Origin of the sequence: Citrobacter sp. MGH110, assembly GCF_001037515.1 — a bacterium.
In the GTDB taxonomy this organism is placed as follows: Bacteria; Pseudomonadota; Gammaproteobacteria; order Enterobacterales; family Enterobacteriaceae; genus Citrobacter; species Citrobacter portucalensis.
On sequence record NZ_KQ089830.1, the window covers coordinates 1,706,453 to 1,726,803 of the forward strand.

A 20,351-nucleotide genomic window follows, 5' to 3' on the forward strand; every position below is an offset into this window, starting at 1 on the left:
CGGATTACGCTCCGGCATCTGGCGCCGGGGCGGCTATTCCCCATTTAATGTTGTTTTGCTTACCCTGCACCGTAATCTGGATAACTTCACTGGCAGGCGCTGTGATTTCGTTCATCTGCCAGCCTGAAAGCGCAAGGATCATTGAAGCCGTTCGTTTGTTCGGCAACTCAACATAAAACTGAACGGTCTTACGCTGTTCTGCAGCATTGAGGAACGCGGTGAAATCTTCGTTTTCCGGGTCGTCAATGAATCCCAGCGATTTCTCCGGACCTTCAGGCAGGTCTGACACCGACTGCTTACTCTTGTCCAGCAGGGTGGTACAGTCGACAAATCCTCCCGTCTGACCTGTCGCGCCCAGCGCCTTGCAGTTAATCAGCGGTTTCAACGCCGCTACAGCGGCTCCTACCTCCCCAAACTTCACCACCGTCCCGGCAGGAAGCATTGCGTACTCAGGGGATGATTTTGGCGTGTTATTTTCATCAGCCATAATGATTCTCTCTTAAATCGTGGGCAGCGGTTGCTACCTGTTCTGAATGCCATTGCGGATTTCTACGGTCAGAATGCGCAGAACCTGCCGGACGTTGTAATCCAGCGCCGGACGGATGAACGGATCGGCAACCTGTTTCACCGTACCGAACTCCTGGGCCAGCGCTTTCATGTAATGCTTTTTGCTGGGGCCAACCCGAAGGATGACCACCGTATTTCCGCGACCTTTCCGGGGGGATGAACGAATTTTGATGGAATCACGCATATGCTCTGCAGAGGACGCATCGTCGAAGCCGGCATGTTGTTTCATGTCTTCTTCAACCACTTTCAGCGCCTCACGCCCTGCATCACGTAACACCTTCATGCCGACCTTTTCACCGAGCGCGGTAAGCTGCCGCTCCAGCTCGTCCAGCCCTTTTACGTCCATAGTGATCATGGTGAAGCTTCCCGGTAGTGAAAGGTAAAATCCCGGACGAGCCGGTACTGAATATTGCCGCTGGTCAGTACCAATTTACTCTGCTGTATTCCCCCCCGGACCACATTCTGTACGGGAAAGCCCTCCAGTTGGCCATGCACGATAGCGGTCCATTCCGCGCTGATTTTCTTATCCAGCTGTAACAGACGGGTGTAGTCATTAAGCAGATGAATCGCTATCTGGAAGCGCCCCGCAATCAGGCCTGTGCGCAACAGTCCGGCGTACAGCTCCGGATCGGAAATACACTGGTAAGTAATCCCCTCCTGCAGCTCATCAGGCAGGAGCAGAGGATAAACATCCAGCCCGGTCAGGCGTTCAAGTGCTGTCTTTAATGCCAGCTCGATCATGACGTGCGTCTGCCTCCCCTGTGATGATGATGCGGTCCGCAAGACGTTCGACGTTACGAACGGTATAAACCCGGTCAGACGTCGTTATTTTCCAGTCGATATCAATATTCAGGTTCGGATGAGTGGTAAAAAGACACGTTTCAACAACCTGCTGTTGATCCAGTGTGCGGACCTTTCTGCCCGATACCAGCTCGCGCTTCGCCCAGGCTTTCCCGGTCGCGACCAGTTGTTCCGGCAGATGTTCACCCAGCGGCCCCCGGCCGGATTGCATATACCCAATCGAAAGACGGCAGGTCATTTCTTCCGGCTTCAGGCTCATACCGTGTTCTCCTGCAACGGGAAAAGAAGGTGCCGGACCGCAGCCGTCTCCAGCCACTGACCAGTGAAACCATTCAGATACGCATCCCCGACCAGATACTGCATGGCCAGCTGGATATCTTCATCCGCCACAAAACCGCGTACCCCTTCCGGCAGCGCCTGCAGTTCGTCATCGCTTCCCACCAGTTTGCAGTAGTAGTCACGCTCAATACTCTTCTGCGCTGCCGCCACCATTTTAGTGAGCATGTCGTCATGCTCCGTGAAATCCGGCTCCAGACGGAGCTGGGTTTTCACATCATCCAATGTCAGTATCATGGTCATCGGCTCCCTTGCGGGGACTCAGCGCCTTTTCCGCATCTTCTGGCCATACCGCAATATGGCGTTCAACCAGTTTTTCTGCGTACTCAGCATCAAAACAGGCCGTATCACCGCGTGAATAACGATGATAGGGTCCCAGGAAAAAAACCGCTTTCCGCGTCACTTCTGCTCCCTTCAGGCCCGTGGCCCCGTTTGTTTCACTTCCGGTCAGATCAACACCGGCATCACCTGAACCCGCTGCAGTATTCTGACCGTCATTCCCGTCCACTGTATTTTCCGGCGTCAGTTCATCCGGCTTTTTCACATCCCCGGCAGCAGCCGCCGCTGCCGCTGCTTTTGCCGCTTTCGTTGTCATCGTTTTGCTCCTGAAAAGAAAAAACCCGCTGCTGCGGGCCTGGGGGATTACGTGCTTTTACTCTGTGCGATCGTGGTCGCACAGCGTGCAGGACCGGTTAAAACAGTACTTTTGTCCCGAGAACAAGACCTTCCGGATGACGGAAGCCAATATCGTGCTCCGTCACCACACGGATCAACGACTGGTTACGGGAGAATGCGGAAACCAGATTGCCATCCCCGTCCTGGTAGGAGGCTTCCTGCGAGAACGACACCTTCATGTTGCCGTCTTCACCGATAACCACATCATTAAAGTCAGCGAAGTAAATTTCCGACTCTTTGCCTGCGTCACCGAGGTTTGCCGGGATAGCGCTGGTACGCTGAATCTGAAATCCCTTCAGGATCCCCTGGGCCATTTCCGGGTAGACCTTGTTACCGTTACCGTCGCGCAGACCGAACAGTTTCATGTAGGTACGGTTCGACATACCCCAGCCGCAGCTGATCATGTTGCTGTTGCCGTCCATCGCCATCAGGATGATGCTGTCGAGATAGGTATCAATCGTCTGCAGATTAACCTCTGCAGCAGCTTCCCACGGCAGCAGGCGGTTCCACTCAGTTGCCCGCGCTTTCATACCGACAGGCGTATCACCGGTACCGTCATCGCGCATAAAGGCTTTATCTTCACGAACAGAAATCGCGGTCAGAATATCCTGCAGGACCAGCTGCTCCACGTTGTAGCCAGCACGACCAATCAACTGGTTGGAGATTGGCACCATCGCAATCATGGTTTTCGCAGTGAGTTTCACATCATCAAAGCGGGCTTCTGATACTTTCGCATCCTTGCCTTCCCCGGTGTAGCTCGCCGTCGCACCACCGGCCAGACGCGGCAGCGCCATATTGCCGTTCGGCAGCGGAATGGAGCGCGCGCCCAGCTTACGAACGATAGTGCGATCGCGCAGCAGCTCGATCACCTCGCTGTGGAGGTTTTGTGGAATAAGAACGCCACCTGACGCGGCGGCAGTATTGATGGCCATCGAGACAGACTGGTCATTCAGTTCTTCAGCTGCAAATTTTGCAGCGCCCTGGACGTTACCCTGTGCTGCCGCAATCGACATCACCAGACGGGTCATGCCTGCGCCGGTATATTGCTTTGGCTCTGCCTTAATGCTGATACCAGGAGCCTGCTGTGTGGCTTTAACCGGTTTGGCGACAAGCGCTGCAGCACGTTCAGCCGCTTCCAGACGCTCAATCTTGGCGCTGATATCCGTGAACTGCTGCTGCAGGCTGGCAAATTCGGTTAACTGCTCCGCTGTCAGCGTTCCACCGGTAGTTTCAATCGTGGCCAGGACCTGTACCTGTTCATTAATACCCGCACGCTGACGACGTAATTCTTCAATCTGTGGCATAGTTTTCTCTCTTTTTGGCATAAAAAAAGCAGCCAACAGGCTGCTTTCTGGTAATGACGCGTTAGCGCCGGGTTACATTCTGGTTTGCAGGTCCATCGCTGCTGCCTGCAACTTTATGGAAGTGGTTCTTTGAGGTTGTTTGTACTTTGCCGCAATGGCATTAATTGCGGACTGAGGATCCGAAACTTCATCGGCAAGACCAGCAGAAATGGCATCAGCGCCGAAATAGATTCCGGCCTGCGTGTTAATCACCGTCTGAGGGGCAAGATTCCGGTATTCCGCTACGGAGGTAATAAACGTCTCGTACATATCGTCTATCATCCTCTGGAACATTCCCCGAGCGTCTTCACTCAGCGGCTCATGTTGTGTACCGTTATTTTTGTTATCTCCCCGAAAAATCGTGGTGAATGTTAACCCCATTTGCTCTTCCATCCTGGAAGTATCCAGGTGTTCCATGATCACTCCAATCGAGCCGACTCCACTGGTCTGGCTGACTACAATTTTGCTGCAGGCCGAAGCGATAAAGTAAGCCGCAGAATAGGCGCTGTAGTTCACAATTGCAGTAATAGGCTTAGTTTGACGTGACTGGAAAATATAATCGGCCAGTTCCTTGCATCCAACCGCCGCACCACCACCAGAATTTATATCCAGCACAATTTCACTGATGGAAGGGTCATTTAATGCAGCATGCACCTGGCTACGTATGCGCTCATAGCTGATAAGTTCAGAACACATTGCAGTAATTTGCCCACGACGTGGAACCAGAATGCCGTGAACAGGAATAACAGCCATTCCACCAGCTGGTTGAACCAAATCTGGCGCCTGATTGTTATCAGGATCCTGTGTCATGTGAATTCCAGCCTCTTCTGATAATCCCTGAATACGGGGAACCAGCACAGCTTTTACAGAATCCATTGTCTGTCGTGTCACGTAATGTGGAACACCAAAGACCATAGCCGCCAGATGCGGCAGATTAATTAAATTTTTTGTCATGATGTTTACCAGGTCAGCCCGCACTGCGGGTGATATTCAGTTTCTGGACAGAATAGAGTTGATTTCTGCCAGTTGTTTTGCTGTTGGCGTGTTATCGCCAGGTAAGATTTGTTTACTGTCGACCATATTCAGAGGCGTCAGGTATTTGTCCCCTCCGGCGATGGGTGGAAGGTTCTCCATGCGGCGAATGTCGTTAACCGATAACCAGCCCCACTGGCGGCCTAGTGCATAAGATTCATAGCGTGACTTCTGATCACCGCGCAGCAGGCCAGAAACATTGAATTCAATGTACAGATCACTGCGCTCGCTGGGTAAAAGCAGATCGCGCATTAATGCGCCTTCATGACGCTTCAGCCAGGCCAACAGCGTGTACATCACAAACTGCAGCCCCTGGTGCTCAATGTTGTTATTCGTGGCTTTCGCCAGCATCTGCACCATATGAGGCGGGATTTTATAGAGCCGACACACTTCCTCCACACCCCATTGACGGGACTGCAACAGCTGCGCTTTCTCATTATCCTGAGATAGCTGTTTGTAGCTCATCCCTTCCTGAAGCAATGCAACAGAGAAGGCGTTCCTGACGCCGGAATACCTGTCCGTCCACTTTGCTAACAGTCGGTCAATAGCATCCTGGCTTTTGATTGTCGCGGCTTCTTTTGGTCGCTCAATAACGCCGCTCATCGTACAGCCACGGCGAAAAACCTGAGAAGCATGCTCTTCCACCGCCAGGCTTAACCCAAGAACGTCCGCGTTCGTCTGGATTGGAGAGCTGCCGATATAACCATCCAGCGAGAAAACCTTCACATGATGAATCATGCGCATTGGCAACGTTTCGCCAATTTCGGGGAGTTCATAATAGGGCATCCCGTCAGGCCCTTTCAGGACAATGACCTTTTTGGGATTAACCGGGATTAATTCGCGGGGATACCCTTTCCCGTCCCTGTCGATGATCGAGTAGCAATTTCCCTCCAGCCCGAGCAGGCCCTGCTGCTGTTCAAAGTATTCAAACGAGGTGTCTTTTTTGTTGGGCTGGGAATGAATCAGATCATAAACAGGGTGGTCAGTCGCCCGTTCACGGCCTCCGTTAGCACCTCGCCTGTAAAGTTCACACGGCAGCTGCGCCACCGATTCTGCCAGAAGTGTTACACATGCGCGGACCGCCGATAGCGCCATTGCGGTTTCAGAAGTGATAATGATCCCCGCCTTGCTCTGGCTGGAACTCACACCACCCAGCATCGCCTGCCAGAAACTACCACCAGACTGAGATTTACCCCGAAACATCTGGGGAATGAACATTATTCACCCCCTGATTTAATTACGCTGGCAGACATTGATTTCGCGATTAAAAATGACCACAGCAGGCAGATTGAACCGCCAGTAATAAGCCCGGCTGCAGGTGAAATAAGCCAGGCACCGGCAGACAGTAATGCGGCTCCGGCGAGGCCGATAAAAAAACTTAAAAACGTCATTAGCATGCTACATCTTCCTCGTCGTAAACGGATGAATTACTCGCCCGGCTATTCAACATTGCCCGTCCGATTGCCATAATCAGCGAAACCGCGCCATCGATTTTGTTTTCGTTCTGCTCTTTGATGGGTTTAACCACATCGTCATTACCGGGCAAATACTTCCCGACGACGTTGCTGATACACCAGCTCATAATCGGGTTCCCGTCGTGATGAAAGCGGCCTGACTCAATGGCGGCTTCCAGCTCCTTCGTCGGATCAGACATATTGGTGTAGTTCTGAACGATAGTGATCGGATTAAGGCTTTCATCAGCCAGATCATGTGAAAGCCCCGTCGCGCCGAACGGGTCAATCGGTGACTCACTGACTGGGTTGAGCTTGTTTGCCGCCTTGGCCTCTTCAAGGATGTAGCGGTAATCAACTTCAGCGCCATCAGTAACTGTAAGCAGTCCCATTTCAACCCATTTCTGAAATCGCTCCGCAGTACGACGATCTTCGTTCTTTTCAACGCTGAATACTGCGTCGTAGGGAACCCAGAAGCGGGGAGCAACGCTGTAGTAATGTGTCTTGCCGTCAATTTCCCTGGTGAACAACCGCGCCATACTGTTCATATCCAGCTTGCGTGCCAGGTCGAAAGACAGAACACATGGCTGTCCTTCGAATTGCTCCAGCGTAAGTGTCTTATCCTCACAGTTCTGCCAGGAAACCAGGTTGTAGAAAGCGGCACGGGCTGCAACCCAGATGTTGAGGTGTTTAGTTTTAAATACACCAGCCTGACGGGCGTTATTAATAGCTCTCTGTTGCTGGCTGAGGAGAAAGTCACGATAGACCGACACGCCCATATTCGGGTTAGCTTTTTCCAGCACTTTAGGATCGGTCCAGTCATCCCCCTCGTCGACGGTGTATATCACGCCGAACAATTCCTCATTCGGTACTGTGCCGTTCAGCATCTCAATCACTTCACGCCGTTTGTCGTAGCATGGACCCTCAATGTTGTAACCCGCCGTCGTGATCGCCCACATTAGTGGTTGTCGCCGCGCCCCCATACCCGTCAGCATAGTGGTGTAGAGCGAATCTGTGGGATGTTCGTGATACTCGTCAACAATCGCACAGTGCGGTGAAGCGCCGTCCCCAGGGTTACCAATCAGCGGCTCAAAACGCGCGCCATCTTCTGGCCGGTTCAGGTTGGACGCATTAACTTCAATCCCGAACGCGTCCACCAGCATCGGGGTGCGCTTACACATCAGACGAGCTGGTCTGAATACTTCCCACGCCTGTTTTTCAGTTGTGGCCCCGGAATATACTTCAGCGCCAAACTCGTTATCACAGGTAAAACAGTACAGCGCCACACCTGCCGAAATAGCTGATTTCCCATTTTTACGCGGTATCTCCGTGTAAACCTCGCGAAATCGTCGAAGCTTCGACCCTTTCTGAACCCAGCCAAAGGCGCAGCACACAATAAACAGTTGCCATGCCTCCAGAGTGATCGGCATCCGCTTGAATGCCCACTCTCCTTTTGTATGTGGCAACAACTGGATAAATTTCGCGGCCTTTTCTGCCATGTCTTTATCGAAGCGGTAACGAAATTTCTTACTCTTTTCAGCCGCCATGTCATCGATATGACGCTGGCAGGCCTGAATGACAAACTGGCACGCCGGAATCTTCCCCCGCACAACGTTGCGGGCGTATTGATTCGCGGCGTTTACGTTGGGGTACGATTTCCGGCTCATGAGTTGATCATCTTCAGGAATGGGTTAGAGGTTTTCTTCTGTCCGGCAAGGCCGATTAGGCGTTGTCGACTGCTGGGATCAAGGCCAAGCATGGAGCCGGTAGAGCTCATCTCCGATTCCTGCTCTTTCTTTGCGGTTAGCTCAGGGTTTTTTATCTTCCCCCCCATAGCACCAGTGATAGTCAGCCCTTCTCTGGCGATATTTTTAACCGCCCTGCGCCAGAACTCATATGCAACACACCAGCGCTCAAGTACGGCAAGATCGGTAACACACAGTAATCCCTGTCCACATAATTCTTTCGTGGTCAGTTCCCACATGACGGCCGCCATTGGCAGACCATCATCCTCAGAAAACCAGTCAGGTGGTGCCACACCTTTAATCGGTGTGAATACAGGTTCCTCTTTATTCAGGGCTCGTTTGCCGGGGTTCCCTGCCAGCTCCTTGCGCGCCGTTGGCTTGGGGCGACGCCCGGAACGCCCCGCCGTTCCAGCCATAAGCGACACTCCTGGTTAAATTTCATTTTTCGCGGGTATAAAAATACGAGGAAGCGGGCAGTCCTGAAGTGCGAAAGGAGTCAGGGATTTGATCCCCCCTTCCCCAGACATCCGTCTGATTTAATCGAGATGAAAATCGTAATTCAGATTGCGGCGACTACAACTGCTCGCATTGTGCGAACAGGAATTCGAAAAATAGCCACTCAGCCCACAGTATATGTAATGGGCATAACTCATCGAATACGATCTCTTGCTGTCTTTGCTCTGTGGCATTCCCAGCACAACGACTCAAGGTTGGAATCGTCATCAGTACCGCCATGAGCTTTTGGAATGATGTGGTCAACGCTTTCCGCTTTCTTCGCTATCTTCTGCCGGCGATGGTTCTGACACAGGTATTTATCACGCTGAAGGATACGCGCTCGTTTAATTTCCCAGAGCCGCCCATATCCACGTTCTTGTCTGCTCTTTCCTGACTGATAATTCCGCCAGCCGTCACCAGCATGCTGCTTTCGGTGTTGGTCACAATATCCGCTGACATCGTTGGTGATTGCCGCACACCCTTTGTGTCGGCATGGGCGTTTAGCACGTGCTGGCATCGGCATAGTCCTGTTTGTTGGATACAAATTGTGTAATAGGCGGAAAGTAAAAATGAACCAGTAGTTGATTGAAAGTTCTCATAAATAGCGAGAATCAGCGTGGTTCTTGCCCCGTAACATCAAGGATTATCAGAAAGAAATAAAAATGAGAATTATTATCAAAACATTCAAGTGAGATCGCTGGAATAACAAACTCTTAATCTCTCAACAAAAATAAGGATTTGTTAAGCTTCATGATTTATGGTCGATGTAATACACCGTTTGAGGCAAGAATAATGGTCAAATTCTCAAAACTTCAGATTCGCTTACACTGGCTAACCCTGATATTAATAGCGATAACCTATGCAGCTATGGAGCTTCGTGGCTGGTTTCCCAAAGGCAGTAACACCTACCTTCTCATGAAAGAAACACATTACAATGTTGGGGTGTTTGTCTGGTTTTTAATGATAATACGATTAATTATTAAACATAAGTATCATGATCCAGCTATCACTCCCCCCCCACCAGCCTGGCAGATGATGGCTGCTAAAATAATGCATATCCTGCTGTACATTTCTTTTTTGGCTCTACCATTATTAGGTATTGCAATTATGGCTTACGGTGGAAAGGACTGGAGTTTATTAGGTTTTAACGTTGCATCGTTCGTTACTCCTGACGGGGAAACAAAATCACTTATCAAAGATACTCACGAAACACTGGCAAACATCGGATATTTTTTAATCGCAGCGCATGCTGGTGCAGCGTTATTCCATCACTACGTCCAGAAAGATAACACTCTTTTGAGGATGATCCCTGATTGTAACGATAAGAAATAAATACAAATTTTAATGTTTAACATTACAGCAGGCACTCAGTGAATGTCTGCTGTAATGCCTGCTCAGCCAAGTTGAAGCACACCGTGTTCTTTTGAATCAGAGAATGCAACAAACCCAGTGTATTCGGGGATAGTGTTCCGTCATCAGCATCAAATGCTGAAATGGTTGCGTGAAGAATCAAAAATGCTCCAAATCCCGCGCCGCTGCTGCCCCTCGATGGTCAGAATCGTCAAGGAGGACCCGTTAAAAGGTAAGCAGAAAATCTGTGGTTAGAAGTGAAGGCTTTGACAACGTTCTAAATTTTATGACAGAAATAAAAAAGCATTACCTTTCAAGATAATGCTTTTTCACTCGAACTGAATCTTATAACAATTAGATTAATGTGATTTTAATATCATAGCTTTCAAGCCCAGTCATTTTTTCACGAGCATTAAACTGGATATCGGAAACTTCTTTTCCTGTCTTTTTTTTGAGTTCAATAATTTTTTTTGTGATGAATTCAGAAATATCCGCTTCAGTTTTTCTTTTTAAATCTTCGACGTTCATTGTTTACCTCTCTTGATCTCTAACGTATCAACGCCAAGCATGTTACATTCCCCGTAGAGCACTTGTATAAGCGCTGATATGTTTAAAAGATAGAATAGAAAGACTCAATTATCAATAGTTTGCAGTACAATCTTCATACAAAAGAGCTCGCGACCACACAAACCACTGTACTAAAATCCGGGTCGGTCACGAAACAACCAGATCTCATTTCAAAAGCTTCGATGCTGCCTCGAGGATCTCTTCTGAACTGACATCACGATCAGAGGCTACATAAACTATTTTATGGTCTCCTGTCAGAGATGGAAATCCCGCTGACATCACGGGTAGGTGTGCTTTTTCCCCATTGGGAAACTCACGCATTATCGTAGTAATACCTTTCATTACGGTTACAACAACTGCAGGTTCTGCATTAAAAAAAACGATGACTTTTTTCATAATTTTACCGTGATGTCTCTTACAGAGATTGTCGGTTCAGCATACAAAAAAGGCTCCATAAGGAGCCTGAAATTTATTTTCTGAATTCTAACGAAGACTGACCAGAACGAATGTACAGTGCAATATTATCAAATGTAATCATTGTTGATTTGCAAAAAATACATTTTGCTCCGAAAGGATTTTTTTCAGTAACATCAAAGTTTGACGTTCGGTACTGAGATCCGTGGCAACACGGACATCTGAAGTGAATATTATTAGTAATAACAGTTACCTTATACAGCCACGACATTAACTGCCGTGGGGCCTTTAGGTCCCTGTTCAACACTAAATTCAACTTCCTGATTCTCATTCAGCGTCTTGAAATCATTACTCTGGATAGCAGAGAAGTGAACAAACACATCTTTACTACCATCTTTTGGAGTGATAAAACCAAAACCTTTTTCAGGATTAAACCATTTAACTAAACCAGTCATTTTATTAGACATAAACATTACCTTTATTGAGTAAGCCCTTGGGCAGAATGGTCCGAAAAAAATTATCAGAGAGAAAAGCTAACAAGGAAATCTCAACAGGAACAAGGAATAAAATTATTACAGCGACTGCTTCAGATAAATTCGTTACAAACCAGACATTCATTAACGCATGATTAACCAAACATAGCAAGGTTTAGTTTTGTAAGTAAATCTCAGTGGGTTTTGATCATAAAAATTAATTTAAATAGCTTAAATCGAAAATTATGTCATGCTGCGTAAGACCTTTATCTATCACCCTAAGTTGTCAGGGATTTTGACTCAAGGAAGAGTCGTATTTCCTTCATAGTAAAAATTCACAATTTTATCCACGAAAACCGTCAACATCTTAATTTATAGAGCTATTATTTTTCCTCTACGGTTCATTGTTAGTATTTTTACGGACTCATAAATCCGCTCACATGTCATTCCTGCCCGGTAGTTTTCATCAGCGCGTTCAGCATGGTATCGAGCTTCTTCTGTCAGGCTTCCTGGCATGTCTACGAGCATTGTGGTGTCATGGCGGATGGAAAGTTTTGTTGATTCGTTAGTTATCGAGCTGTAGAACGCTATGCTCTAGCGACTTGGAATAGGCAATCAGCCCGGTGTACTCAGGGATAACCTCGCCATCATCCGCTTCGAACTCAGGGATTGTTCCGGTAGTGATGGTGTATTGTGGCTGGCCATCTTCTTTTGCGAAGGCAGCCAGGTCTTCAATCTGCTTAGCTGTAAGAACTACTGTAATGCTCATTCCTCAGTTGTTAAAAAGCCCCGCTATTGCGAGGCTTGATTGATTATGGCTAACGACTACATCGTAACGGTTATAAAAGAAGCTATTAGCCAACATGTGGTGTATGGTTGTTAACCGCCCACCAGGACAATAAACATGTCGATACTCAAAGATATCAAGATGCGTACTTTACGCCATGTGAAAAGTACTTGTCCTCATTGCTCCCGCCAGTCAAAGCACAGTCTGTCGAGAATAAAAAACAATATAACGTTAATTTGCCCCTTCTGTGGAAACATCTATCTTCCATCGGAAAGCAAACCAATAAAGTAACTGATTGACTACCAAATAAAACTCATACTCTCAGAATGTGGCAAAGCAGACATAACCTTTTATTGTTGTTCTCATTTAAGAGAATGTAACACCCAGAGTGGAGAGGTTTTTTTTCTTCTCCACAATACGGCGATCAAGTTCAGCCACTGCATGCGGGCGTATGGCATCAAGAAAGGCGTTATCCTGATAGGTAGACTGGATTGTCACACCAAGTCCGGCACCACTTTCCAGTATGCTTTTCTGAAGTTGTAGTTCTTTTATATCGTTATTGAGGTAATACGCTTCACTTAGGTTTTCTGCGTTCATCTTCTAACCCTGTTGTTGTTTGACTGCCTCACTGAGTCGTAAATGCGCTCACACGTCATTCCTGCCCGGTAGCTTTCGTCAGATCGCTCAGCATAATATCGAGCTTCTTCTGCAAGGCGTCCGAGCATGTCGGCGAGCACTGCGGCGTCGGCTCCGGCTGTTTTGCTTCTGACGGCAGTGGCAAGATCTGCGGTGTGCTTTGCGGCGTCCAGGCGGGTGGCAAGCTTTGTTGCTTCGGTACGCAGCTGGTTAACAGTGGCAGACAGGCCAGCAGCAGTGGCAGCAGATTTAGCGGCTTGTGCTTGTGCATCTTTTACAGCCTCATCACGGGCAATTATGCGCCCTTGCTCAATCATGCGGGCGGCGGTCTGCGCGTTCGCTGTTCGCGATGATTCCGCGCTGTCACGTTCCGCCCACTTTTTTTCCCAGCCGCGGCTGCTCCATACACTACCCGCGATGAATGCGATGGCCACCAGCAGAGAAATGGCAATAAACTGATAGCGCAGGCTCACTGGTCTATCCCCCAGCACGCCAGTGCACTTTCCTGGTCTCGTCGTTCAACCTGTCCATAGCAACCATTCTTCTGGCCTTTGGTCAGACGACAATCGCGGCCACCGTCTTTAATCCACCAGCGGATCGCCTCACATGCCCCTTTTGTATCTCCGGCGTTGATACGCTGGTAGAACGTTGACGGGAAGCATTTGCCTGGACCAATGTTGTAAGGACAGAAAGAAGCGATACCTGCCTTCTGCTGCTCACTCAACGGAACTTTTATATTTCGTTCAACCCATGCCAGCGCCTTGTCGCGTTCTATGGCGTTTACCTGGGCACATTTCTCAGCAGAAAGCCTCATGTCCTGAACTACTGGCTTACCATCAACCATCGTGGCGCCACGGCAAATCGTCCAGAGCCCTCCGCCGTCGCGATACGCCGTCAGACTATTACCCTCTTTCTCATCCAGAAACTGATCGAGAATAACTGGCGCGGAGGCTCCCGCAAGAATCAGACCAACGACCGCTGCGCTCAGTTTATTCTCCAGCTTTGGTGACATTGCCATTAAGCCGGTCCTCCCTTTCCTTTTTCCTGTAATACCAGTTCACAGCACAGGTGATAACGGTGCATGCAATACCGACAATAATTGCCCAGTCACTCAGGCTTAACCCTGCAATTCTGTCGGCCAACATCCAGGACACCTCTTTTGCTGTTTTAGCTGTTTCGGCATATGCCTTCGCTGATACACCGCAACCGGTCAGCGTGGTTCCTGTTCCATATGAAAGTCTGCTGTAAATGGTGCTCATTCTGGTCATAGCCTCACCTCCGATTCTTCGGATGGCGCTGTGTGTGATTAAAGGGTCAGGCTTCACGGGCTGGATTTATCAACAAAGCACGTAGCGGATGATTCCCGTGAGCCTGAAATGAAAAAGGCCGCCATGCGGCAGCCTCGAAGTAAGTACAGTTGTTTACAATGGTGGAGAGAGAGGACCTTCTAACACCTCTGCTTCACCGTTATGGCAAATGTCATCGCCTCTGGTCAGATGCCAGACACCTGTGATTGTTTTACCCGTCTCCAGATCATCAACAGTGTCATTCGTGTAGTACGCCACCTGTACAATGCCAACATGCTGAATCCAGTAATAGCCCTCTTTCATAAGCTCCTCCGCGATACTCAGCAGATAGTATAGAGCGGCACAAATAATGCTGTGGTGCAGGAAACCACAACTTAACCTTTGCTAATAAAGTAATTTCGAAAGATGACGATAATGGGTAATAAATGTAAGGCCGGAGGAACCACCATGAGCATGACCGTTAGCACTTTGGGTCAGGACATACTGCAAAGCACAGTAAAACAAACATCTTCAAGTACTGGCAACTCTGTTTCACAACAAATTCAAAACCTGAAAAAACAAATTGGAGAGTTGACAAAAGAACTCAGCGCCATGGGTTCAAAAATAAATGAAGTAACCTCCGAAGATGAGGCAAAACTGCTTAAACAGCAGATGGAGATGATTCAAAGGCAAATCGAGTCTATGTACGCAAAAATTGCTCAATTACAAAAACAAGAAGCAGAAAAAAACCAAATGGCATCGGGTGCATTACCTACGGTAAGTGACAAATCAAGTTCGAACGTTGCAGGGAATAATACTAAAAATATTGATGTCTACGTTTAGCAGTGACCCCCTATCATTTTTCCTCTGAGTTAGAAACGAAAAAGGATTGTGAGAACTTGTTTTCGAGTTAACGATTTCAGATCGGCGATATGACAGGGGTACTGGTGCTATGCACCTCGCGAATACCCCTGTCGTATCGCCGGAAACCAAAAACCCCGCTGTGGCGGGGTTCTCGTTATGTTCAAATTGTTCGCTTTTTGTCGCTGCCATAGTGGCAGCAGCTCTGCCAAGCATGAATAAATTATCTGATTTTCTGGCCCGTTTTCAACACCATTATCAAAAAATAGCATCAATAGCTAAAAAATGATTTCAGTGAGTCTATTCAGATAACAGTTTGCGTGCTTCCAAAAAGACCTTTGCTCTGAATATTTCCAGGCACCAGCGCACGCGCTTTCTTGCCTCCCCATCAGTTAACCATGGCGCAATCGCCTGCAACTCCCGGGTTATGTCTGAGATTTTTTTTCGGGTGGTGTAATACTGAAGACCGACCACATAAACCGGATCATTAATATCCAGCGCCTGCAGTACGCATTGCTCAACAAAATCGACATCATCATTATGCAGGGCTTCATCAATCACACTAGCGGATGACTGCGGCCAGAGAATGCTATGTGCCCTGTTCATTGCCTGCTGTCCACGGAATCCCTCTTCTCTCGCCTGATTTAACGCAACAGTGAATCGCTCTAACGCCTTATCTGACCAAATCCGTCCTTTAATAACATTCCAGCATGCATGACTTCGCAGCAAACGGGGTGCAGTTTTTCCTCCCACCCCCTCGCCCCATATAGTGAGCAGGGATTTAATCCATCCGGACTGGATCCCTGTAAGGAGAATACATTTACCCAGCCAGCTTTTGCGTGGAGCAGAAGCCGCTTTACCCAGCGCTTCCAGATGATTGCGGCGTTGACGTGGTGTCATCCTGTTCTTCTCCTTACGCCAGAACGCCGAGCCCATAAGCCCGGTCCAGCACTCTGATAATCATTACCGGCTGAGGCACATGCTTTCGCTCAAACTTCACCGGGTCGTTATGTAGTTCTGTATGGCACTGACGACACAAGGGGATCGCGAAAATATCATGCGCCTTCGTTGCCATCCCTCCCTGCCCCCAGCCGATTAAATGGTGTGGGTCATCTGATGGTTTGCCGCAGCATTCGCAGGGCTGTGTTTTAATCCATTCCAGATACCCGGGGGCCGTCCATCGGATCCGCTTTGGACGTTTTATATAGGTTTGCGGGGACTCTGGATCGACCAGAACACCAACTACAGGCTTGAGCGCAGGAACCTGCGCTGATGGCATGTATACGGTTAACGTGCTGGCTTTGGCTGTAATGATGCTGGTGGCGGTTACCCCCGGTTCGATATCGCATTCACGCATGACTGACAGATGCTCTTCTGAAGGAATACGAAGCGCCCGGCTGGCTACTGATTCGGGAATTGCGTCGGTAACCCCCATACGTACCCCCCACCAGCAAAGCTCCGCCAGCGACAGTTCTCTGGACGGATCCTGATTCAGCGCCACCATGATGCTGTTGATAATCCAGTTAATAACATTACGTCTCGCCAGCTCTGCAAGTTGTACGCTGTAGTGGTCGCGCAAATGGTTATCACAATGTCCGCACAGAAGAACCGATCCGGGGTCATGGCGCAGAAGAGTTAACTCGTGATAATGGTAATCGCTGTGTGGCCACTGACAGCAATGACCGCCATAACGCATAAGCCAGTAATCAAGGCCACTCAAACCGCCAGCAGCCTTAATAACTTTTTCATCCAGGAAGAACGGCCTCAGGGAGTCGTCACTGGCAAGCGGCTGACGAACATCAGGAACACGGCCAGCAGGCAACCGGTCCATGCCTGCCGGCTGGCTTTCCACAAGCACACGTTCACAACTGAATAATGACATCAGCTCGCTGCCCGGTTTGAGCAGCACAATTCCAAGCTCACGCGCAACAACCGGCTTCAGCAGCGCCCTCATTCTGCTATCTCCCCGATAATTATTTGTCCCTTCTCTCCCCATAATTTAGTTACGCGTGAATCCCAGATATGAGCGTCATCTTCGTAAATGGCATCCATCAGGGCTTTCATCATGTTGTCGAAATCGGGTTTAGCCTGGTGTGGTTTACCGTTGAACTCTGCTCGTTTCTTTTTGCCCCAGCTCGCTGGCATCGGAATAATGAAGGTGACATGTGAACCGCTTTCCGGCAGCTCAACACCCTGCAGACGAACTTCATCACAGAAAGCCCGGTAACGCAGAACCTCGGGGCGCTTTTTCCATTTGTCAGCGCGCGTCATTCTGGGCTTGCCCATTGGGGTGATATCGTAGATTTTCACATTCACCTCCAGATCCGTTGTTGCCAGGTTCTGTCCTGACGCGGAGGCTTAGATACTTCTGGCAAGAACGCGCTGATCGTCCAGTGAATGAAGTCATTATCCAGACTCCGCTCTGTCTTAATCTGCTTTGCGCGATAGCGGGCTTCCAGTTCGTCAGCCTGCTCAGTGGTGAGTTGGGTATGTTGAAACCAGCTTTTCTTCATAACGCACCTCTGGATGCGGCAAAAAGAAAATCGCTGGCGTTGGTTAACGTCAGATAAGTACTTTGGATTTGAATATGCACCTTGGTATCTCTCCATAGGCGCAGCAGGGTCAGCTGTTCAGGCTGTTAGTTTTTATCTTAACACATAAAAAGCATCGAAATACATAACAAGCAAAAAGCCCCCGAAGGGGCTTTTGTGTTCATGTTAATCTACTGTTTTTTAAGCAGTTCCTTCAGCTTTTTTTTGCTTTCTTCAGAAATTTTGCTGCTTGCGTGTTGGCTTTTTTGTTTCATAAGCTCCCTCATGGTCGACTAACAAGAAAAATATTTAAGCAGGTCTTTCAGAAAGATCATCTTGAAGAGTATTCAAGAGCTCATCTTCCGGTTCACCAACAAATGCTTCATCATTTTCTGCTGGCTTCTCAGTATCAAGTGATAGAGCGTCAACCAGAGCAGAATGATCGTTATCAGTTGATTCATGACTCACGTTTGAATCATGGCCTGTTTGCTCAGGGTTTTGAGTGCTTGAGGAGTCATTTTCATCAGCCCCTGTATCTTCCTCTGATACCTCTTCGAATGACACTTCAAAACCTTTATTGACAGCTAATGCTTTGACCTTTTCATAAAGTGAAGAAGAAATCAATCTGAAAATCGGCATAGATTGAGTTACAACAGCTATGATCTCTGTTTCAGTCAAAGAATCAGAAACTTCTTCTGCCACTTCGTCCTTTTCAAGAAGTATAGCAGCCCCCAGAGCGATCCATGCTTCGTCATTTTCTATTGATTCAGTAAGTAATTCCTCAAGATCTGCCTTAAGTTCTGTCTTGATAGGCAAATCTTGCAACTTTTGGCAAAGCGCCCTGTTTATGGTTAAGAGATTTTTATGTTTGAGTGGAATTGCGCGTGCACCTAAGATTTCCATCAAGTTTTCAGCGATAGTATATTTTTCAAAATCCATTAAATCTACTAACGCATTAATAATTTTAGTAATTTCCCCTTCTTTTAGCTTCTTATACTGTTCCAGCCTTTTCATTGAGAGCAAAATTTGCTCATCATCTTTTAAATGAATGTAGGAACGAAGTAAAAGTGCCTCTGTCTCGATGGATGGGCCATTAGCTAAATGCTTAGTAGCATATTCAACACATTCTTTATACTCTCCAGCCCTGAAAGCTGAATTGGCAATAAGATAATTGGGAGTGTTATAAAAATGAAGGTTTTCTGGTGAACCCGCAAATTGAGTTTCCTTAAGCATAATCTCAAGCGATTTTGTAATGGAATCGTCATCGAGAGAGGATGCTTTTTCAGACAAGAGAATTTTTATCTTTTTGACGAATTGACTAACCGTATTTACACGCCTGACGTGGTCTGCGAGGTTATTCATATCTCTTTTAATTATTTCATGTTGATTCTCATCATCATCTTCATCTTCAGAAACTAAGAAATATCTATCTAATTTATTAGATAAAGCAGAATAAGGTTCAACTACTTCCTGCTGAAGAGTGCAACCAAGCGACTCATGTAGCTCGGCCATGAACTCATCGAAACCATCAATTTTAATTAAATGAAAATGTGGAAAACGGGCTAGGTTTTTCAAAGGTTCAGGTAAGTTTTCAGCATTGTCTCTTATACACCAATAGATACCATGAGGAAAACAAGTACCAGAATGCAGTAGGGTATTCAAGGTATCCATTATTGAACGATCATGTCCCGAATATCCGATAACAATCATACCAAACTCAGTGGCAAACTGCCTGAATTTTGCCCTCATATTATCTTCAAGAGACTCTAACTCACGGATGGTATTTTTAATATTGTCGAATAAAAAATCCCCGTGTAGCTTGATTATTTTCGGGCGAGTTGTCGTTAATCTAACACTAGCAATACTTGAATCATGAGCGCAAACTATTGGCCTTAAATTATTAGAAAATGTAAAACAGGCCTCGTTAACCAAATCATCAAAATTGGTTGTAAATATTGTATTAAAATGCCCCTTATCTAAAAGATTTGTAAGATATACATAACCCCAAGACGGCTTTGCACCTGTTATACAGCTTTCAATAAATTCTCTTCGTTGCGTGGGTTGATCGTATAAAGATTCAAAAAGTTCAGAATATTCATTCTCTTTGTCAAACCAAGGTTGAGCTTTTAATTCCTCATCACCATGCATAGAGCTATAAGCTGCTCTCCAGCGTTTGACCATCCCTCCGGCGCTTTCTACTCCGCTTGATATACTCGCACCGGCACCAAGAAAAAGTGTAAAGTTAGGGTGGTGTTGCTTTGTTGAGGTTAGAATGTTAATTAAGTGTTGCTGGGGTTTAATTTTCATGCTTTAACACCAAAAACGAATCTTCTTGTTGGTTTTCACTGCAATATGATACACGGTAGCCAGCCTTTTCAAGCATTTTTGTAAAAAGTGAAGGTGATCCGACAATTTCATCATCCTGAAGAGGCAAAAATGACACCATGCTATCGCGTCGGTACATCAGGGCGCGCTCATACTCAGGAAATGATTGCAGCCTGGCAACGATGACTCCATCGTGACATCTGATGACTGCGTAGCCTTTTTTGGGCAATCCTAATTTTTCTTTCACTTAAACTCCCCCATGCAAACGGGATAAAAGTAACACCCAAAATAATTAATAAAACCAGTCGTCAGCACTTTCCCAGGTTTCCTGGAGGATAGTCTCTATTTTCTTTTTATCTTCCTTGTCACCACCAAGAACACTTAAGCCATCAGAGCCTGTACGACGTATGCTCAGGCTGCAGTTCTCATACTGATTACCCAACCTTTTAAGTAACTCTTTCTCCAGCGCCGGCACTGCTCCCTTTGGAAGTTCTTTAGTACGATCAATGGTGAGTTCAACTTTCATATTAGCCTCCACTGCATATACTGTATATTTGTACAGTACACCGATACATTGAAATGATCAATGACTTAAGAGCACAAATTGTTAACCTTAGCCTATAAATGAGATGCAAAAAAAACCCGCCGAAGCGGGTTCAATCCAATGCGGACTTGT

The 20,351-nt window shown here is 47.4% G+C and carries 33 protein-coding genes and 1 pseudogene; 3 read left to right on the forward strand and 31 right to left on the reverse strand.

Going from position 1 to position 20,351, the window contains the following annotated elements; genetic code table 11:
* Window positions 1-4: 4 nt before the first annotated feature.
* The 13 genes from SK38_RS08150 to SK38_RS23835 all read right to left on the reverse strand — a co-directional run bounded on the left by SK38_RS08150 (window position 5) and on the right by SK38_RS23835 (window position 8,962).
* Window positions 5-487, reverse strand: coding sequence for a major tail shaft subunit (locus tag SK38_RS08150; protein WP_044700555.1), 483 nt, complete (start codon window positions 485-487; stop codon window positions 5-7).
* A gap of 33 nt (window positions 488-520) precedes the next feature.
* On the reverse strand, window positions 521-922 hold the full coding sequence (locus tag SK38_RS08155) for an HK97-gp10 family putative phage morphogenesis protein (RefSeq protein ID WP_048235595.1): 402 nt from the start codon (window positions 920-922) through the stop codon (window positions 521-523).
* The gene (locus SK38_RS08160) at window positions 919-1,308 is read right to left on the reverse strand and encodes a hypothetical protein (RefSeq protein WP_048235596.1); all 390 of its coding nucleotides are present in this window, start codon (window positions 1,306-1,308) and stop codon (window positions 919-921) included. The genes SK38_RS08155 and SK38_RS08160 overlap by 4 nt, the downstream gene beginning before the upstream one ends.
* A complete protein-coding gene (locus SK38_RS08165) occupies window positions 1,277-1,627 on the reverse strand; it encodes a phage head closure protein (RefSeq protein WP_003832373.1) in 351 nt (116 codons plus the stop codon). Before SK38_RS08165 ends, SK38_RS08160 begins: the two co-directional genes overlap by 32 nt.
* A complete protein-coding gene (locus SK38_RS08170) occupies window positions 1,624-1,941 on the reverse strand; it encodes a head-tail connector protein (RefSeq protein ID WP_003832371.1) in 318 nt (105 codons plus the stop codon). The genes SK38_RS08165 and SK38_RS08170 overlap by 4 nt, the downstream gene beginning before the upstream one ends.
* Window positions 1,922-2,299: a hypothetical protein gene (locus SK38_RS08175; protein WP_048235597.1), complete on the reverse strand. Its 378-nt coding sequence runs from the start codon at window positions 2,297-2,299 to the stop codon at window positions 1,922-1,924. Before SK38_RS08175 ends, SK38_RS08170 begins: the two co-directional genes overlap by 20 nt.
* A 97-nt stretch (window positions 2,300-2,396) precedes the next feature.
* Entirely contained in the window at window positions 2,397-3,683 is a 1,287-nt protein-coding gene (locus SK38_RS08180) for a phage major capsid protein (RefSeq protein ID WP_048235598.1), read from the reverse strand.
* 72 nt (window positions 3,684-3,755) lie between these two features.
* A complete protein-coding gene (locus SK38_RS08185) occupies window positions 3,756-4,676 on the reverse strand; it encodes a S49 family peptidase (protein ID WP_048235599.1) in 921 nt (306 codons plus the stop codon).
* Window positions 4,677-4,712: 36 nt separating this feature from the next.
* Window positions 4,713-5,972 (reverse strand): phage portal protein, encoded by a 1,260-nt coding sequence (locus SK38_RS08190; protein WP_048235600.1) that lies wholly within the window; start codon window positions 5,970-5,972, stop codon window positions 4,713-4,715.
* On the reverse strand, window positions 5,972-6,151 hold the full coding sequence (locus SK38_RS08195; protein WP_003832363.1) for a hypothetical protein: 180 nt from the start codon (window positions 6,149-6,151) through the stop codon (window positions 5,972-5,974). Before SK38_RS08195 ends, SK38_RS08190 begins: the two co-directional genes overlap by 1 nt.
* The gene (locus tag SK38_RS08200; RefSeq protein WP_048235601.1) at window positions 6,145-7,872 is read right to left on the reverse strand and encodes a terminase large subunit; all 1,728 of its coding nucleotides are present in this window, start codon (window positions 7,870-7,872) and stop codon (window positions 6,145-6,147) included. The genes SK38_RS08195 and SK38_RS08200 overlap by 7 nt, the downstream gene beginning before the upstream one ends.
* Complete coding sequence (locus SK38_RS08205; RefSeq protein WP_003832359.1) at window positions 7,869-8,366, reverse strand: phage terminase small subunit P27 family; 498 nt, start codon at window positions 8,364-8,366, stop codon at window positions 7,869-7,871. Before SK38_RS08205 ends, SK38_RS08200 begins: the two co-directional genes overlap by 4 nt.
* Window positions 8,367-8,599: 233 nt before the next feature.
* Entirely contained in the window at window positions 8,600-8,962 is a 363-nt protein-coding gene (locus SK38_RS23835) for an HNH endonuclease (RefSeq protein ID WP_047715729.1), read from the reverse strand.
* A gap of 275 nt (window positions 8,963-9,237) precedes the next feature.
* On the opposite strand from SK38_RS23835, the gene SK38_RS08210 reads away from it, so the two are divergent.
* Window positions 9,238-9,777, forward strand: a complete 540-nt coding sequence (locus tag SK38_RS08210) for a cytochrome b (protein ID WP_044700576.1) — start codon at window positions 9,238-9,240, stop codon at window positions 9,775-9,777.
* Between the two features lie 372 nt (window positions 9,778-10,149).
* Here SK38_RS08210 and SK38_RS23840 read toward each other — a convergent pair whose 3' ends face one another.
* The 6 genes and pseudogenes from SK38_RS23840 to SK38_RS08225 form a co-directional block, all read right to left on the reverse strand.
* Window positions 10,150-10,323 carry a GnsA/GnsB family addiction module toxin gene (locus SK38_RS23840; RefSeq protein WP_001100119.1) on the reverse strand — a complete coding sequence of 58 codons (174 nt, stop codon included), beginning with the start codon at window positions 10,321-10,323 and terminating at the stop codon, window positions 10,150-10,152.
* 204 nt (window positions 10,324-10,527) lie between these two features.
* Window positions 10,528-10,758 carry a hypothetical protein gene (locus tag SK38_RS08215; RefSeq protein WP_000756041.1) on the reverse strand — a complete coding sequence of 77 codons (231 nt, stop codon included), beginning with the start codon at window positions 10,756-10,758 and terminating at the stop codon, window positions 10,528-10,530.
* A gap of 73 nt (window positions 10,759-10,831) precedes the next feature.
* The gene (ymcF, locus tag SK38_RS23845; RefSeq protein ID WP_057069020.1) at window positions 10,832-11,020 is read right to left on the reverse strand and encodes a cold shock small protein YmcF; all 189 of its coding nucleotides are present in this window, start codon (window positions 11,018-11,020) and stop codon (window positions 10,832-10,834) included.
* Between the two features lie 10 nt (window positions 11,021-11,030).
* On the reverse strand, window positions 11,031-11,243 hold the full coding sequence (gene cspG / locus SK38_RS08220; RefSeq protein WP_000066494.1) for a cold shock protein CspG: 213 nt from the start codon (window positions 11,241-11,243) through the stop codon (window positions 11,031-11,033).
* Between the two features lie 378 nt (window positions 11,244-11,621).
* Window positions 11,622-11,786: pseudogene (locus tag SK38_RS23850) on the reverse strand (DUF2514 family protein); the annotation flags it as partial.
* A 28-nt stretch (window positions 11,787-11,814) separates the two neighbouring features.
* Window positions 11,815-12,012, reverse strand: a complete 198-nt coding sequence (locus SK38_RS08225) for a hypothetical protein (protein WP_044700634.1) — start codon at window positions 12,010-12,012, stop codon at window positions 11,815-11,817.
* 141 nt (window positions 12,013-12,153) lie between these two features.
* On the opposite strand from SK38_RS08225, the gene SK38_RS25190 reads away from it, so the two are divergent.
* Window positions 12,154-12,327, forward strand: a complete 174-nt coding sequence (locus SK38_RS25190; RefSeq protein ID WP_213083834.1) for a YnfU family zinc-binding protein — start codon at window positions 12,154-12,156, stop codon at window positions 12,325-12,327.
* A gap of 75 nt (window positions 12,328-12,402) precedes the next feature.
* Here the strand turns inward: SK38_RS25190 and SK38_RS08230 are convergent, their stop codons facing one another.
* From SK38_RS08230 to SK38_RS08250, 5 genes are all read right to left on the reverse strand, one after another.
* Window positions 12,403-12,633, reverse strand: coding sequence for a hypothetical protein (locus tag SK38_RS08230; RefSeq protein ID WP_000990801.1), 231 nt, complete (start codon window positions 12,631-12,633; stop codon window positions 12,403-12,405).
* Window positions 12,630-13,145 (reverse strand): DUF2514 domain-containing protein, encoded by a 516-nt coding sequence (locus tag SK38_RS08235; RefSeq protein WP_044700581.1) that lies wholly within the window; start codon window positions 13,143-13,145, stop codon window positions 12,630-12,632. The genes SK38_RS08230 and SK38_RS08235 overlap by 4 nt, the downstream gene beginning before the upstream one ends.
* Window positions 13,142-13,690: a lysozyme gene (locus SK38_RS08240; protein WP_048235602.1), complete on the reverse strand. Its 549-nt coding sequence runs from the start codon at window positions 13,688-13,690 to the stop codon at window positions 13,142-13,144. The genes SK38_RS08235 and SK38_RS08240 overlap by 4 nt, the downstream gene beginning before the upstream one ends.
* Window positions 13,662-13,940, reverse strand: coding sequence for a phage holin (locus SK38_RS08245; protein WP_048235603.1), 279 nt, complete (start codon window positions 13,938-13,940; stop codon window positions 13,662-13,664). Before SK38_RS08245 ends, SK38_RS08240 begins: the two co-directional genes overlap by 29 nt.
* 153 nt (window positions 13,941-14,093) lie before the next feature.
* Entirely contained in the window at window positions 14,094-14,282 is a 189-nt protein-coding gene (locus SK38_RS08250) for a hypothetical protein (protein WP_044700587.1), read from the reverse strand.
* Between the two features lie 144 nt (window positions 14,283-14,426).
* On the opposite strand from SK38_RS08250, the gene SK38_RS08255 reads away from it, so the two are divergent.
* Window positions 14,427-14,801: a FlxA-like family protein gene (locus tag SK38_RS08255; protein WP_048235604.1), complete on the forward strand. Its 375-nt coding sequence runs from the start codon at window positions 14,427-14,429 to the stop codon at window positions 14,799-14,801.
* Between the two features lie 318 nt (window positions 14,802-15,119).
* Here the strand turns inward: SK38_RS08255 and SK38_RS08260 are convergent, their stop codons facing one another.
* From SK38_RS08260 to SK38_RS08290, 7 genes are all read right to left on the reverse strand, one after another.
* Window positions 15,120-15,719: a hypothetical protein gene (locus SK38_RS08260; RefSeq protein ID WP_048235605.1), complete on the reverse strand. Its 600-nt coding sequence runs from the start codon at window positions 15,717-15,719 to the stop codon at window positions 15,120-15,122.
* A gap of 13 nt (window positions 15,720-15,732) precedes the next feature.
* Window positions 15,733-16,773 carry a DUF968 domain-containing protein gene (locus SK38_RS08265; RefSeq protein ID WP_048235606.1) on the reverse strand — a complete coding sequence of 347 codons (1,041 nt, stop codon included), beginning with the start codon at window positions 16,771-16,773 and terminating at the stop codon, window positions 15,733-15,735.
* Window positions 16,770-17,129 (reverse strand): RusA family crossover junction endodeoxyribonuclease, encoded by a 360-nt coding sequence (locus SK38_RS08270; protein ID WP_048235607.1) that lies wholly within the window; start codon window positions 17,127-17,129, stop codon window positions 16,770-16,772. Before SK38_RS08270 ends, SK38_RS08265 begins: the two co-directional genes overlap by 4 nt.
* Window positions 17,130-17,131: 2 nt before the next feature.
* Window positions 17,132-17,332, reverse strand: a complete 201-nt coding sequence (locus SK38_RS08275; protein ID WP_048235144.1) for a hypothetical protein — start codon at window positions 17,330-17,332, stop codon at window positions 17,132-17,134.
* Window positions 17,333-17,659: 327 nt separating this feature from the next.
* On the reverse strand, window positions 17,660-19,657 hold the full coding sequence (locus SK38_RS08280) for an SIR2 family protein (RefSeq protein ID WP_081365446.1): 1,998 nt from the start codon (window positions 19,655-19,657) through the stop codon (window positions 17,660-17,662).
* On the reverse strand, window positions 19,647-19,922 hold the full coding sequence (locus SK38_RS08285; RefSeq protein ID WP_048235608.1) for a hypothetical protein: 276 nt from the start codon (window positions 19,920-19,922) through the stop codon (window positions 19,647-19,649). Before SK38_RS08285 ends, SK38_RS08280 begins: the two co-directional genes overlap by 11 nt.
* A 45-nt stretch (window positions 19,923-19,967) precedes the next feature.
* Entirely contained in the window at window positions 19,968-20,201 is a 234-nt protein-coding gene (locus tag SK38_RS08290; protein ID WP_044700595.1) for a DinI family protein, read from the reverse strand.
* Window positions 20,202-20,351: the final 150 nt, after the last annotated feature.

Coding starts and splice junctions, on each gene's coding strand:
- SK38_RS08275 (WP_048235144.1), bottom strand. CDS start 17,332: ATGAAGAAAAGCTGGTTTCAACATACCCAACTCACCACTGAGCAGGCT.
- SK38_RS23840 (WP_001100119.1), bottom strand. CDS start 10,323: ATGAACGTCGAAGATTTAAAAAGAAAAACTGAAGCGGATATTTCTGAA.
- SK38_RS08265 (WP_048235606.1), bottom strand. CDS start 16,773: ATGAGGGCGCTGCTGAAGCCGGTTGTTGCGCGTGAGCTTGGAATTGTG.
- SK38_RS08230 (WP_000990801.1), bottom strand. CDS start 12,633: ATGAACGCAGAAAACCTAAGTGAAGCGTATTACCTCAATAACGATATA.
- SK38_RS08280 (WP_081365446.1), bottom strand. CDS start 19,657: ATGAAAATTAAACCCCAGCAACACTTAATTAACATTCTAACCTCAACA.
- SK38_RS08170 (WP_003832371.1), bottom strand. CDS start 1,941: ATGATACTGACATTGGATGATGTGAAAACCCAGCTCCGTCTGGAGCCG.
- SK38_RS23835 (WP_047715729.1), bottom strand. CDS start 8,962: ATGCCAGCACGTGCTAAACGCCCATGCCGACACAAAGGGTGTGCGGCA.
- SK38_RS08215 (WP_000756041.1), bottom strand. CDS start 10,758: ATGAAAAAAGTCATCGTTTTTTTTAATGCAGAACCTGCAGTTGTTGTA.
- SK38_RS08240 (WP_048235602.1), bottom strand. CDS start 13,690: ATGGCAATGTCACCAAAGCTGGAGAATAAACTGAGCGCAGCGGTCGTT.
- cspG (WP_000066494.1), bottom strand. CDS start 11,243: ATGTCTAATAAAATGACTGGTTTAGTTAAATGGTTTAATCCTGAAAAA.
- SK38_RS08175 (WP_048235597.1), bottom strand. CDS start 2,299: ATGACAACGAAAGCGGCAAAAGCAGCGGCAGCGGCGGCTGCTGCCGGG.
- SK38_RS08245 (WP_048235603.1), bottom strand. CDS start 13,940: ATGACCAGAATGAGCACCATTTACAGCAGACTTTCATATGGAACAGGA.
- SK38_RS08210 (WP_044700576.1), top strand. CDS start 9,238: ATGGTCAAATTCTCAAAACTTCAGATTCGCTTACACTGGCTAACCCTG.
- SK38_RS08160 (WP_048235596.1), bottom strand. CDS start 1,308: ATGATCGAGCTGGCATTAAAGACAGCACTTGAACGCCTGACCGGGCTG.
- SK38_RS08205 (WP_003832359.1), bottom strand. CDS start 8,366: ATGGCTGGAACGGCGGGGCGTTCCGGGCGTCGCCCCAAGCCAACGGCG.
- SK38_RS08290 (WP_044700595.1), bottom strand. CDS start 20,201: ATGAAAGTTGAACTCACCATTGATCGTACTAAAGAACTTCCAAAGGGA.
- SK38_RS08200 (WP_048235601.1), bottom strand. CDS start 7,872: ATGAGCCGGAAATCGTACCCCAACGTAAACGCCGCGAATCAATACGCC.
- SK38_RS08150 (WP_044700555.1), bottom strand. CDS start 487: ATGGCTGATGAAAATAACACGCCAAAATCATCCCCTGAGTACGCAATG.
- SK38_RS08190 (WP_048235600.1), bottom strand. CDS start 5,972: ATGTTCATTCCCCAGATGTTTCGGGGTAAATCTCAGTCTGGTGGTAGT.
- SK38_RS08195 (WP_003832363.1), bottom strand. CDS start 6,151: ATGCTAATGACGTTTTTAAGTTTTTTTATCGGCCTCGCCGGAGCCGCA.
- SK38_RS08155 (WP_048235595.1), bottom strand. CDS start 922: ATGATCACTATGGACGTAAAAGGGCTGGACGAGCTGGAGCGGCAGCTT.
- SK38_RS08255 (WP_048235604.1), top strand. CDS start 14,427: ATGAGCATGACCGTTAGCACTTTGGGTCAGGACATACTGCAAAGCACA.
- SK38_RS25190 (WP_213083834.1), top strand. CDS start 12,154: ATGTCGATACTCAAAGATATCAAGATGCGTACTTTACGCCATGTGAAA.
- SK38_RS08165 (WP_003832373.1), bottom strand. CDS start 1,627: ATGAGCCTGAAGCCGGAAGAAATGACCTGCCGTCTTTCGATTGGGTAT.
- SK38_RS08180 (WP_048235598.1), bottom strand. CDS start 3,683: ATGCCACAGATTGAAGAATTACGTCGTCAGCGTGCGGGTATTAATGAA.
- SK38_RS08185 (WP_048235599.1), bottom strand. CDS start 4,676: ATGACAAAAAATTTAATTAATCTGCCGCATCTGGCGGCTATGGTCTTT.
- SK38_RS08260 (WP_048235605.1), bottom strand. CDS start 15,719: ATGACACCACGTCAACGCCGCAATCATCTGGAAGCGCTGGGTAAAGCG.
- SK38_RS08250 (WP_044700587.1), bottom strand. CDS start 14,282: ATGAAAGAGGGCTATTACTGGATTCAGCATGTTGGCATTGTACAGGTG.